The following is a 12,790-nucleotide window of genomic DNA, read 5'->3' as shown; positions in this document are numbered from 1 at the left end:
ACACAGATTGATAGGTCTATATTGTTAAAGAGCTTGCTTTGCGAGAAGTTTTTCTCTCAAAGCGGAGGTGCATTCTAGCGATTTAGTTGTTAGTGTCAAACACTTTTTTAAACTAATTTTTTGTAGAAGCTTTTTACCTCTTCGACCCTGCTGAAGCCTTGTGACGTCTGCTGTGTCGATGGATGCGCATTATAGGGAGAAGATTTTCTTTGGCAATACTAAAAATGCATTTTTTCTAAAAAAACATGCCAAATGGATACTTTCCATCCAACCCTAAAATTACCCAGAAATAACACTCAGGATTTATACAATTTACCCACAAAAAGCTGTGGATAACTACTCATCACTATCAAAGAAATAAGAAATACGCGAACGCGGATTTAGATACTCTTTTACTTTATCCGGTAATTTTGACGGATGAATCGCGTTAACTATCTTTATATCTTTTGAGGCAAGATCAATGATTGGCGCTTGAGTCCTTGGTACTGATGGATCGTAAACCAAGACATTCGGGAATAATAAATGCGATGCATTCACTGAGATAACCAGGCCGACCATATTATTAGAAAGCTGAACTACGGTACCCGGAGGAAACACGCCCATAAACTTAATTAGGATGTTCATGTTCTCTTCTTTATATAGGTGTTTACAGTTCTTATATAAATGAGAGAGTGCGGTATAAGGAATCTTTTGATCTGAGACTATCGGTGTATGACACAAGTTATCAAACGCATTGGCTACAGCAATAATTTGAGCAAACTCGTTGATCTCATCTCCTTTCAGGCCTTTAGGATAACCAGACCCATCTCTTAGCTCATGGTGCTGCGCAATCACAATTCTCGCGACTTCGGGAAAAGCCTCGATTTGACTCGCAAGATCGACGCCATATTTAGTGTGCAACTTTAAGTAGTTGGTTTCTGGCTCTGTTAGAGGTAGTTGCTTTCTTAATATTGCAGTCGGGATTTTTATTTTCCCGATATCATGGAATAGTGCGGAGAAGGAAAGCTCTTTCAACTGTGCTGCTGAGTACCCTTTAGCACGGCCAATCATCATCGAGATAACAGCCACGTTCAATGAGTGGAAATAAATATCTTCAAACTCATTTTTTCCGTTCATCAGATGTAACGTAACATTATCATCGCACATTAACTTCTCGACGATATCTTCAATAAGAAGCTTTGCTTCATCAACTGCTGCTGTCGGACGGTTACGGATTTTAGTCATGACTGAACGCATACGTGCCAGAGAGCGCTCAAACTCTTTTTCACACTGAATCACGCGTCGACGGTATGCACTTAACTTTTCTATGCGGTTCTGTTTTTCTTGCCACATTTTTTGAGTTTCATGATCTAACGACGCTTCATTTGTTACTCTGTCAGCTTGTCTTTGATCAACAGGGAGTGGAACGGCATCGCTTTGCTCTGGATTAAAGTAAACGAACTTTACGCCGAGGTGGCGGATCATCTCGACTTGCTCTTGGTCTTTAATCTTAAAGCTATTGAGTAGAAAGGGGTGATCGTTCCACTTTAGCGGAAGACGGATATGTAATCCGGGTTGAATACGATCGACCGTTAGTTTAATGGCTGCCACTTATTCACTACTGATTTATATTTCTTAAGAGAGTTAGAATACTAGTAAATTTTGTGAATAAATTCATCAGTAACTATCAAAACATCAAACCGTTATTTCTAAGCGACTCACTTAATTAGATAGAAGTAAGCTACTTTAAGGAGCGATCTGCTTTGCGTATTTTAAGCTTGGCCTCGAACACTGGCTTGTCTATTACTTCTTGATCTTTGACTAGCCCCATTAACGTTTGTACCGCTACACGGGCCATGTCACTGATAGGAAAGTGCACTGCTGATACTGTAGGGTAAAGACTTTCACAAAGATCAACACTGTCATAGCTAGTTAATGAGATTTGCTCTGGTACAGAAATACTGTGCTCGTGTAAGTACTGCATTGCGCCAACCGTCATTTCTTCACTGCACGAAAAGACAGCCGTCACATCAGGGTGTCGTTGTAAAATTGCAGCCATTGCATCATAACCACTTTGCCGACCATAATTCCCTTCTTCACACCAGCTTTCATCAATATCTATACCAGCATCCTTCATTGCATCAATATACCCAAGCTTTCTCAATACACTGTTATGACGTTGGGATGGACCGGCAATACAAGCAATCTTTCGATGACCACCAGCTAAAAGGTGCTCAACGGCAATACGGCTTGCATGATGATGGTTAAAGGTAACACAACGCTCTTCTATTCCTTCCACGTAGCGATCCAGGAGAACGAAAGGTGTTGGCTGTTTAGCTAATTCACGTAAGTCATCATCTGACAAATAACGACTATGAAGTACATAGCCGTCACAACGTAAATCATTAAAACGCTGAATTGCCTCTTTTTCACCTTGTGCAGAATGATGGCCTTGAGCTGTAATCAAAAACTTCTTATGAATATCCAGCTCGGTCTGAACCTGCTCCATCATCTCGCCAAAGAAGCCCCCCGTATAGTAAGTCACCAATAACCCAACCATATTACTGGATGAGGTTGCGAGTGAACGAGCAATTGCACTAGGACGATAATTCAATTGCGCCATAGCTTGCTCTACTTTTTTTCGAGTTTCCTCGCGAAATTTCCCCTCTCCATTAATAATTCGAGAAACGGTAGAGCGATTTACACCGGCGAGTTCGGCTACATCTTTAATCCTTGCCATAATGCTATTGGGTCCAACTGCAATTGTTATTAAATATTCGTTTGTGTAGAACGGCTGCCAGCAATTCGTAAGGTGCTATAGGGGGCGAAGCTCTGGCAGCCTTTAATCATACACCGACCATTTGATTGGTAGAAACAAGCTCAGAGTAATCCGTGATAGTTATGCCATGATGAGCTAACTGTTCTTTTAAAATGGGAGAGGTAAGAACTTGTAACTCTAGCTCTCGCTGAAGCGCATAGCCACTCTTTAAGATAAGCGCCTGATCGGCCTCTGCCGGGTGGCACATCACCTCAACCAAGTCATAGTCAGCTTTTAAGCTCAATAGATGTGCCATTAAGCCATCCAAGCTCACTTTTTGATCATAAAACTCATCAGTAAAGATATACCTGATTGTCATCGATTCTTGACACAAGCCAGTGCCCCGCAGTGGCACTCTGTATTCATTCGCTACTTCTTTAATAACGGGCAAAATTTGAGGGTGAGTATGCGCGTGATGATGGCTATCTAAGTGGCTTAGCTCTAACCCAAGCGATAAAAAATGTTCCACCTGAGCTTTTGCTTCATCATAAATGACCTGAGTTTCGAAATCCTGCTTACTCCAAAGTTCGTCATAGTTGATAAAGTGCGCTCGGCCGTTGGTCAAGTTAGGATGCTTCGTTATAGGCACACCTGCTGTAAACCTAAGATGAACGCCAATTTTCAAGTCTGGATTATGGCGAGCTAGTTCTAAGGCATGTTGCTCAGCATCCATACCCACCATCATGGTGGTTGAATGAACCACACCTTGCTGATGAGCTTTAACGATGCCGCTATTTACACCTCTCGTTAAACCAAAATCATCAGCATTAAAAATGACTTTCATCGGCGCCCTTCCTTAGTCTTACAACGTCGTTAGTTTAAATTGAGGTAAATACGGAGCGTTCACCGCTAGGATATCATCCAGGATTGACTTGGCGCGGCCAATGTCAGGCACCAATGGGTTATTGGTTAATGCCATAAGCGCCTTGTCATAATTACCTTCGACAGCAGCTTCTATTGTTAGCTGCTCATACGCTTTAACTTGATGGAGTAATCCTTTGATATTGTTTGACAACTCGCCAACCGCAAGAGGTTTCGCCCCCCAGCTACCAATCACGGCACTACATTCAATCACAGCATCGTCAGGTAGGCCGTTGATCGCTCCATTATTTAAAACGTTAACAACATGAATACTATTACGATTGTTATAAATTGAATCAACTAGGTTCAGTGATGCATCAGAATAATAAGCACCACCCCGCTCCTCTAACTCTTTCGGCTTATGATCGAGGGTAGGATCTTGATAGAGCTTAAATAGCGCATTTTCTGTTTCCATTACCTGCTCAGCACGAGTGCCTTTTTCATCGGCACTTTGTTTCTCTTCAGCAAGCATGGCATCAGTTTGGTAGAAGTAACGATGATAAGGACATGGTATCGCCCCCAGTGCTTTTAGAAATGCCGGATCCCACGGCTCTTCCCAGATATTCTTCATACTGAAGTTGGCACCATCACCGACTTTCTCTAATACCGTTTGAGTAATATCTTCCCCATTGAGCCATGCTTTGTGTACCCACACGAGATGGTTTAACCCAGCAAACTCAAGTTGCAGCTCTTTTGGCTCGCACTCCATCATTTCTGCAATCATCATTTCCATTGAAACGGGCACATTGCATAAACCAATACTCTTTACTTTGGTGTACTTACTGACCGCTTCGGAAACTAAACCCGCTGGGTTGGTGAAATTGAGCATCCATGCGTTTGGAGCCAACTCTTCAATGTCTTTACAGATATCAAGAATGACCGGAATGGTTCGCAGTGCTTTAGCAAAACCACCAGGGCCCGTTGTTTCTTGGCCGATGACGTCGTACTTGATTGGGATTCGCTCATCGTTAGCGCGTGCAGCAAGGCCACCAACACGAAACTGCGTCATCACAAAATCCGCATCTTTTATCGCAGCACGGCGATCGAAACCGGCTTTTATCTCAATTTTTGCTCCGGCTTTATCGACCATTCGCTGAGCCAATCCTTTGATGATCTCAAGCTTCTCAGCTCCTGACTCAATGTCCACAAAATGGATTTTCTTAACGGGTAAATATTCTAAGCGCTTAATAACCCCTTCAACCAATTCCGGGGTATAGCTACTACCACCGCCAATAATGGCAAGCTTGATCGCCTCTCTAGACATTTTCATCCCCCTTTATTTGTTCGAGATTTTTTTGTTCAGTGCGACGATTTCTACAGCCATCTCTTGAGCCAAAATCGTAGTCATTAGGTGATCTTGAGCATGCACCATCACTAACGTCATCGGGACTTTCCCTTCTCCCTGATCTTCTTCAATAAGCTGAGTCTGTATTAAGTGGGCTTTATTAATGCACTCTCTTGCTTGAGAGAGCTTCTCATCAGCCGCTTCAAAATCTTGTTCTCGAGATAAACGCAATGCCTCGTAGCTTAAACTTCTGGCTTCACCAGCATTGCAAATGATCTCCATTACAACCAATTCTTGTTCCATCATTTTCTCTCCGAAAATCGGGCCGCGGTAATTGCGGCCCATTAAGCACAGTTAAGCAGTAACGCCTTCGCCTGACGGCTGCGTGTCACCTTTAGTTTCCTTCGTCGTTGGTAGTTCTTGCTCCAACATTTGCTTCTCAAACATTTTGAAGAATGGGAAGTAGATGATTAGATCAAGAATTAATAAACCAATGACGAGCAATACTGGCGCAAAGGTCCAACCGCTACCCCACGAAGCACCTATCAGTGCCGGTGTTGTCCAAGGTGTTGTAGCGACACCCATACCCACAAAGCCGACATGCACAGCAAAATACGCAATCGTAGCGTTGATGACTGGAGCGAAGACGAACGGGATAAACAAGGTCGGGTTCATCACAACTGGGCTACCGAAGATCACTGGTTCGTTGATTTGGAAAAAGCCAGGCACCGCACTCATTCGACCAATGCTCTTAAGGTGAGCAGAACGGCTAAACGACATCAGCATAACAAGAGCAAGTGTTGCACCAGAGCCGCCAATAAAGATGTAAAAATCCCAGAACGGTTGAGTAAATACATTTGGAATCGGTTCACCTGCAACAAAGGCTTCAATGTTGGCACCAATGTTGGTCAAAAAGATTGGAGAAAGCAGTCCAACAACAATTGCAGCACCATGAATACCCGCAAACCAAAGCAGCTGGCAAAGCAATAAAGCGCCAATAATGGCAGGCAATGAGTTAGACGCACTAATTAGCGGTTTAAAGATAGCCATAACAGCATCTGGAATCAGCATGTCGTACTGGTTTTGTACGAAAAGGCTAAGTGGATATAAGGTAATGAATATCGCTAAGACTGGTAGCAATACTTCAAATGATCGCGCAATCGCCGGTGGCACCTGCTCTGGCATGCGAATCGTAATATTGTGCTTTTTCATAAAACGGTAGAGCTCCACCGAGAAAAATGCACACATCACTGCGGTGAAGATCCCGGTTCCGCCCATGTGAGACATAGACAACGCGCCATCTTTAGCTGGGGCCGCAATGAGTAAAAAAGACATTAGTGACAATACAGCACTCGTGATCCCATCCATCTTGTAAGCCTTCGCTAAACTATAAGCAACGCCCAGCGAAACAAAAATGGTCATGATCCCCATCGACATGTTGTAGGGCATCATTATGGTATCAAAATGTGTAGTGGCGAAATCGAGCCAAATTCGACCAAAAGTAAAGGTTGTATCTTCGGCAAATGGGGGGAATGCAAAAATCAAAATGAAACTACCGACAATAATAAACGGCATTGCGACAATAAAACCGTCTCTCATTGCGCGAACATGGGGCTGATTCCCCACTTTAGCTGCTATAGGGGCTATATGCTTTTCGACTGCGCCTATAATTGCGTCATAAAGCTTCATAGAATCCATCCTTATTTTAGACAAAAGAATCCCGCATCAAATATTTATATTTGATGTACAGTTATCTTTTTAATTTAAAACTATAGTTTAGTTAATTAATTCTAATGCTTGCTCTAGTACTTCTTCTCCCTTCATCATTCCATAATGCTGAGGAGAAATAGCATCAATGTTTTTACCATGCTCTTGCGCCGTTTTTCTTAGCTCTTCTAGCTGAAAACGTACTTGAGGCCCGAGAAGACAAACATCGTACTCTTTAATTACATCTTCAAACGCATTCACTGACATTGCATCAATTTTGCACTCAATTCCTTTATTTTCAGCAGCTTGCTCCATTCTCTTAACAAGCATACTGGTTGACATCCCTGCGCTACAGCATAAAAGGATCTTTTTCATAGCCTTACTCCCGTTGTGTAAATTTCAACCTGTAAAAACTGTAGCAAAAATAACCAAGACAAAAAAGCGCAACCGGTTGCATTATTCGTGAACACAATCCCAATTTAGAAAATACCACCTATTTTTTTGTAATTATTTAGGTCTAGGATAAAAGTCATAAAATAATTTAAGACATCACATTAAGTTTCAAATTATCAATATTTTACTACTGACAACGTCGTTATTAATTTCTTAAAAGGAATAGAGAATGAAATTTAATAAATTGGCTATTGCAGCGCTTGTAAGTGCCGCACTATCACAGCACTCATTTGCTCAAACCGACTCTAAAGGCACCATTTATCTAACGTTTGATGATGGACCAATCAATGCATCTATTGACGTTATTCAAGTACTTAACCAGGAAGATATCAAAGCGACGTTTTACTTTAATGCTTGGCATTTAGATGGAATTGGTGATGAGAATGAAGACCGTTCGCTAGAAGCCTTAAAGCTCGCATTAGACACTGGTCATATTGTCGCGAACCACAGTTACGATCATATGGTTCATAATTGCGTTGATGAGTTTGGACCGAACAGTGCTGCGGAGTGTAATGCGACCGGGGACCACCAGCTTAACTCGTATCAAGACCCTGTTTACGATGCCTCAATGTTTACGGAAAACTTATCTGTGTTAGCAAAGTATTTGCCGAACATTACAAGCTACCCGAACTACAAGGCAACAGAGTTTGCTAGACTGCCCTACACCAACGGTTGGCGCGTGACGAAAGACTTCAAAGCAGATGGGTTATGTGCCACGTCTGATGACCTGAAACCTTGGGAACCAGGATATGTATGCGATACATCCAACCCATCCAACAGTGTAAAAGCAGCTATCGAGGTTCAAAATATCCTAGCGAATAACGGCTATCAAACTCACGGTTGGGATGTGGACTGGGCACCTGAAAATTGGGGCATTGAAATGCCAGCAAACAGCCTTACAGAAGCAGAAGCATTTCTTGGATATGTGGATTCCGCGTTAAACACTTGTGCACCAACAACGATTAACCCGATCAACTCCAAAGCTCAAGAGTTCCCATGTGGTACACCTTTACACGCCGATAAAGTTATCGTTTTAACTCACGAGTTCCTATTTGAAGATGGTAAGCGTGGCATGGGGGCAACGCAAAACCTACCTAAGCTCGCTAAGTTTATACAGTTAGCAAAACAAGCGGGTTATGACTTCGACACAATGGATAACTACACACCGAACTGGCAAGTTGGTCATAACTACGACGCTGGCGATTACGTCTTACACCTAGGTACTGTATACCAGGCTGTAACAAACCATACTGCACAACAAGATTGGGCACCGTCTCCAACCTCTAGCCTCTGGACAAATGCGGACCCAGCCACTAACTGGACTCAGAATGTTTCCTATAAACAAGGTGATGTGGTGACTTATCAAGGTTTGCGTTATCTAGTTGATGTACCGCACGTGTCCCAAGCAGACTGGACTCCGAACACTCAAAATACCTTGTTCACAGCTCTATAGGCTGTTCCTACTATCACCATGTAGTAGTTTGCGCGAGGCATACCCCTCGCGCTTTTTTGTTTTGAAAATCCAGATACAACAAAGCCCCGACTTTCATCGAGGCTCTGTCTTAAAATATGGTACCGGTGGACGGAGTTGATTGGACTGGGCATTCCTGCCGCCACCGCGAAGGCAACGCTACCTTTCTTTTGATATTTACAAACACCTAAAACGACGAAAGGCCGCTATAAAAGCGACCTTTCTAATATGGTACCGGTGGGCAGACTTGAACCGCCACGCCCGAAGGCAACGGATTTTGAATTCCTCTTAACCACTTGTAATTACTTGCATTTAAGAGGTTTTTTTTGGATATCAAGGACCATGAAATAGGATTTTATTGGATCTTTTTAGCACGCGTTGAGCACAGATTTAAAATTGTGCACACTAGACCACTCTTTGTAACACGTTTCTGGACAAAAGTGTTTTAGCTATTTTACTAACTTAGCGATTCATAGATTAGCTCAGGTATGCCAAATGGTCTGCAGTGTTAGTGCATAGCTTAGGTTCCTGACATTGTGTGTTAAAGCATGTGTTTAGTCGACGTTCTGGTGATTTCGCTTTCAGGATGGGAGGCGAAGAGTTTTAGTGGTCATATCTGGATCATCTAGTTTTGAAATCCTTGAGCTAGCGGAAAGAATTCGAAGGAATATTGAAACCATCGCTATCTCTTGTGAAATCATTGGCATCTCCCATCAAATCACAGCTTCTGTCGAAGTATACAGTTATGTTCCTCAACGTAGAGTACAATTGAGTTTTATTTAGAGCAGGTCGACTCTGCTCTGTACAAAGCAAAAAGTAGCGGTCACAATGTTTCTTTATCACCAAGTTATTAGTGTTTTTTATTGAAATAAAAAACACTAATAACTTCAGGCACTGAACGGTCGCTCGATGATGTATCCAATCAAATTGGCACATATCATATGCCAATTTGGTCTGATTTTAGGCGATTAAGATTAAGACTTAATCACACTCCAGCGTGTCGCTTGGTTCCTGCCATTTTCTTTCGAGTGATAAAGTGCTGTATCAGCTCTTTCTATGGCATCTTCTAGACTACTGTCATCTAATTGGAACTCAGAGATACCGATACTTACAGTTATGTTTCTAGGGCCTGAAAAAATATACTTTTCTATTAAACTTCGCAATTTTTCGGCAACTAGCATCGAGCTGTCTTCATCTGTGTTGGGAAGCAATAGAACAAACTCCTCACCGCCCCAACGAGCAAAAGAGTCACTAATTCTTATGTTTCTATGGATTAATTTACTAAACTCAACTAGATAATCATCGCCAACTGCATGACCAAACTCGTCATTGATGTTTTTAAAGTAGTCAACATCAAACATCATTACGGTATATATGGAATTATACCTTTTTGCTTTAACGTATTCCTGTGACAATAGTTCAACCATCTTATTTCTATTTAGCACTTGAGTTAGAAAGTCTATGGTTGACATTTTAAGTAGTTTATTTTGATTTCGATAACTTTGAAAAATAATTACAAAAAATGAGATTAACACTATGAATATCATAAAATTAAACAACAGATAGTTTCTTTTCATAAGCATTAATGTATCGTCTTCTGATATTGAAATTAAATAGGCCACGTGCTCTCTTTTAAAATTTTCAACTGATAAGAAAGATACAATCAGATATTTTCCATTCACATTGAACTCTTTTGAAAAAGTATTACCAGTTTTAATATGAGGATCAAGCTGTTTTTTAAATAGTTCAGTATAACCCTCAAGTTCAGTAAACTTCAGGTTTTTCAGGCTTTTATTTAGCACATCTTTATCTACATAGTAATCACTGGCTATTTTACTATGTATGTAGTTATTCTTCGTATCATCAAACACTTTGTAATTCACAACATCCTTATTCATCAAGAAGAAAAAATCTTGTTCAGGATATAGATTAAACAATAAATTGACGATACTACCCATTGATAGGGATACTTCTAAAGTGCCTATCTGAATGTCATTATATACTACTGGATAAACGAATCGATAACCGTTATATATTCTACCTTCTTCAAACCCCTGTACAAATCGCTTTTCTTTATTGGATATCCTTACCGATTCTCTTATAGAGAATAAATTATCACCAAATTTTTCAGGTTTATGGACACGTAAAAAACTATCACCATTTTCAAAGTGAAAATGTAACTGTCGAAAGTTAAAATCTGTAAGAGTTTTATACTTTTCTTCCAGCATCGAGTATATAGAATTTCTATTAGATGTTCTTATGCTCTCATCACCAAAATAGGCTTCACTCATCAACCTAAAAATATCTTGGTCATCCTCAATTTCTTTAAATACGTAATTTGAAAAATCTTTATAAACGCCTAAGCTAGACTCAACTTTAGAACGTAGTTCATGAGAAGAACCAAGTAAAATTCGTTCTCTTTGAGTTTGATATTCATTAAATATGAATGTTATTGCCATCACGACTACAAAAGCTAGTAACAAGCATGAATAAAGCATCTTTTTTATATTTGATTCTCTTGTTTGAGTTATCATTTTATCCACCAAGCCCACGTCTTCAACAAATCATAATTGCACAAATACTTATACGCTTAAAGGATTGAATTGACTATGCATATGCATATCGGCTTTGATGTGATGGACGCACCTCCTTTCTAACATTGCTGTACCACACTACAGGTACAGCCATTAAGATCAGGAGTAACAGCCATGTCCATTAAAGTTGTCGGTATCGATTTAGCTAAGAACTACTTTCAAGTGTGCGTATTGAATATTGACGGTACTATCTCGTCAAATCGTAAGGTTGCTGGAGTTAAACTGCTCCATACAATCCGTCATCTTCCAGATAACACTCCACTGGCTATGGAGTCATGTGCTTCATCACACTATTTTAAGGCTTGGTTTTAAGGTATCACTCATTCCAGCACAGCATGTTAAGCCTTTCGTCGGTAGACAAAAGAACGACGCAAATGATGCAAGAGCCATTTGCGAAGCTTATTCGAGACCTGATATTCATTTTGTGCCAGTTAAAACTATCGAACAACAGGACCTGAAAGCTTTGCGAAATGTTCGCTCTCGCTTAGTCGAACAAAGAACTGCTCTTGCTAACCAAATCAGAGGTCTAACAGCTGAATATGGGATAGTTTTCCCAACATCAATAAGAGCATTGCGTAATCACTTACCGTTAATCATTGAAGATGCAGAGAATGAGTTATCTCATGTTATGAGAAACTTACTGCAAAACTTATACTGTGATTTTACCAGCATTAGCAGCAAGATCGATGATGTAACTCAGGACATAACTTCGCTGAGTCAGCAGAGTCCGCGCTACAAGGCGATTAAGAATATCCCTGGCTTTGGTCCGATCTTAACGGCTGCGATTGTTAGTGAAGTTGGCTCTGGTGAACAGTTTCAAAATGGTAGACAGTTTTCGGCATGGTGTGGGTTAGTTCCCAAGCAGAATAGTACAGGTGGAAAGAATAGCCTTGGAGCTTTATCAAAGAGTGGAAACCGAGACCTAAGTACACTACTCATTCATGGTGCTAGAGCTGTACTACGTTGCAGAGCTTCAAGCACGGACCCTATGGGAGCTTGGTTACGAGGGTTAATTGAACGACGTGCTAAGGCTAAAGCCATAGTGGCTTTAGCAAATAAGCTTGGGCGTATAGTGTGGCGTGTTATAGCTACCGATTGTGAATATGACGTTAATCGTGCTTTCAAGCCTATATAATTGAAACGTATATGTTTTATAAGAAAATGAGTTTGCAATAGCTGATGAAAAAACGGTGAACCATCCTTACTACACTCTGATTAAGCAACAGGTTAGTTGAAACCGTGGCTTTGAATAGACAGTAAGGGGCGGAATACATCATGGCGCAGGTCGCACAAATGACCAAGAAAGACGTCGGATATATGTTAGCGACCGTATCATTGAATCAGCCATTGCATCCTGAGGTGCGTCCATATATGTTGCTTAATTCGATGAGAAGACATGGTAGCCCCATGTTGTTCAGTTCTTAAACAACATACTGAGTTTCAGGCATACCTAGCCCTGTAAGCTTGTTCAGCGCTTTGATCATAGCGTAAGTCTCACCAACTTGAGCGTTGTAGTCCCTCAGGCTTAATTTCCCACCTAACAACTGTTTTACCCGATACATTGCTGTCTCTGAGAGCGAGCGCTTATGATAACCATACCGCTTTTTCCATTTCTTGTTAGA

Annotated in this window: 9 protein-coding genes and 2 pseudogenes; 2 read left to right on the top strand and 9 right to left on the bottom strand. The window is 41.1% G+C overall.

Translation table 11 applies throughout. The features are described 5' to 3' along the window. Positions 1-336 precede the first annotated feature (336 nt). The 7 genes from R7Z10_RS23315 to R7Z10_RS23285 all read right to left on the bottom strand — a co-directional run bounded on the left by R7Z10_RS23315 (position 337) and on the right by R7Z10_RS23285 (position 7,025). Positions 337-1,590: an HD-GYP domain-containing protein gene (locus R7Z10_RS23315; RefSeq protein WP_318106184.1), complete on the bottom strand. Its 1,254-nt coding sequence runs from the start codon at positions 1,588-1,590 to the stop codon at positions 337-339. A gap of 130 nt (positions 1,591-1,720) precedes the next feature. Continuing rightward, positions 1,721-2,719 (bottom strand): LacI family DNA-binding transcriptional regulator, encoded by a 999-nt coding sequence (locus R7Z10_RS23310; protein WP_054702626.1) that lies wholly within the window; start codon positions 2,717-2,719, stop codon positions 1,721-1,723. A gap of 106 nt (positions 2,720-2,825) precedes the next feature. Continuing rightward, entirely contained in the window at positions 2,826-3,581 is a 756-nt protein-coding gene (gene chbG / locus R7Z10_RS23305) for a chitin disaccharide deacetylase (protein ID WP_318106180.1), read from the bottom strand. An 18-nt stretch (positions 3,582-3,599) separates the two neighbouring features. Further along, positions 3,600-4,922, bottom strand: a complete 1,323-nt coding sequence (locus R7Z10_RS23300) for a 6-phospho-beta-glucosidase (protein WP_005381048.1) — start codon at positions 4,920-4,922, stop codon at positions 3,600-3,602. A gap of 12 nt (positions 4,923-4,934) precedes the next feature. Further along, the gene (locus tag R7Z10_RS23295) at positions 4,935-5,246 is read right to left on the bottom strand and encodes a PTS lactose/cellobiose transporter subunit IIA (RefSeq protein ID WP_031777269.1); all 312 of its coding nucleotides are present in this window, start codon (positions 5,244-5,246) and stop codon (positions 4,935-4,937) included. A gap of 51 nt (positions 5,247-5,297) precedes the next feature. Beyond that, positions 5,298-6,632, bottom strand: coding sequence for a PTS sugar transporter subunit IIC (locus R7Z10_RS23290; protein WP_318106177.1), 1,335 nt, complete (start codon positions 6,630-6,632; stop codon positions 5,298-5,300). A gap of 87 nt (positions 6,633-6,719) precedes the next feature. Beyond that, the gene (locus R7Z10_RS23285; RefSeq protein ID WP_318106175.1) at positions 6,720-7,025 is read right to left on the bottom strand and encodes a PTS sugar transporter subunit IIB; all 306 of its coding nucleotides are present in this window, start codon (positions 7,023-7,025) and stop codon (positions 6,720-6,722) included. Between the two features lie 247 nt (positions 7,026-7,272). Here R7Z10_RS23285 and R7Z10_RS23280 point away from each other — a divergent pair, with 247 nt between their 5' ends. Continuing rightward, positions 7,273-8,556: a carbohydrate-binding protein gene (locus R7Z10_RS23280; protein WP_017821842.1), complete on the top strand. Its 1,284-nt coding sequence runs from the start codon at positions 7,273-7,275 to the stop codon at positions 8,554-8,556. A 992-nt stretch (positions 8,557-9,548) separates the two neighbouring features. Here the strand turns inward: R7Z10_RS23280 and R7Z10_RS23275 are convergent. After that, the gene (locus tag R7Z10_RS23275) at positions 9,549-11,108 is read right to left on the bottom strand and encodes a diguanylate cyclase (RefSeq protein ID WP_318106172.1); all 1,560 of its coding nucleotides are present in this window, start codon (positions 11,106-11,108) and stop codon (positions 9,549-9,551) included. Positions 11,109-11,282: 174 nt separating this feature from the next. Here R7Z10_RS23275 and R7Z10_RS23270 point away from each other — a divergent pair. Continuing rightward, positions 11,283-12,303 (top strand): annotated as a pseudogene (locus R7Z10_RS23270) (IS110 family transposase). A 286-nt stretch (positions 12,304-12,589) separates the two neighbouring features. Here the strand turns inward: R7Z10_RS23270 and R7Z10_RS23265 are convergent. Continuing rightward, a pseudogene (locus R7Z10_RS23265) lies at positions 12,590-12,790 on the bottom strand (IS5/IS1182 family transposase); the annotation flags it as partial.

The sequence above is a fragment of the Vibrio sp. Vb1018 genome (assembly GCF_033338775.1).
GTDB classification, from domain to species: Bacteria; Pseudomonadota; Gammaproteobacteria; order Enterobacterales; family Vibrionaceae; genus Vibrio; species Vibrio alginolyticus.
The sequence above is the reverse complement of the archived record's forward strand: the minus strand, read 5'-3'. Positions and strand labels throughout refer to the sequence as shown.

What these genes read in the sequence shown, in the direction of transcription:
- R7Z10_RS23295 (WP_031777269.1), bottom strand. Translation starts at nt 5,246, where the DNA reads ATGGAACAAGAATTGGTTGTAATGGAGATCATTTGCAATGCTGGTGAA.
- R7Z10_RS23290 (WP_318106177.1), bottom strand. Translation starts at nt 6,632, where the DNA reads ATGAAGCTTTATGACGCAATTATAGGCGCAGTCGAAAAGCATATAGCC.
- R7Z10_RS23280 (WP_017821842.1), top strand. Translation starts at nt 7,273, where the DNA reads ATGAAATTTAATAAATTGGCTATTGCAGCGCTTGTAAGTGCCGCACTA.
- R7Z10_RS23275 (WP_318106172.1), bottom strand. Translation starts at nt 11,108, where the DNA reads ATGATAACTCAAACAAGAGAATCAAATATAAAAAAGATGCTTTATTCA.
- chbG (WP_318106180.1), bottom strand. Translation starts at nt 3,581, where the DNA reads ATGAAAGTCATTTTTAATGCTGATGATTTTGGTTTAACGAGAGGTGTA.
- R7Z10_RS23310 (WP_054702626.1), bottom strand. Translation starts at nt 2,719, where the DNA reads ATGGCAAGGATTAAAGATGTAGCCGAACTCGCCGGTGTAAATCGCTCT.
- R7Z10_RS23285 (WP_318106175.1), bottom strand. Translation starts at nt 7,025, where the DNA reads ATGAAAAAGATCCTTTTATGCTGTAGCGCAGGGATGTCAACCAGTATG.
- R7Z10_RS23300 (WP_005381048.1), bottom strand. Translation starts at nt 4,922, where the DNA reads ATGTCTAGAGAGGCGATCAAGCTTGCCATTATTGGCGGTGGTAGTAGC.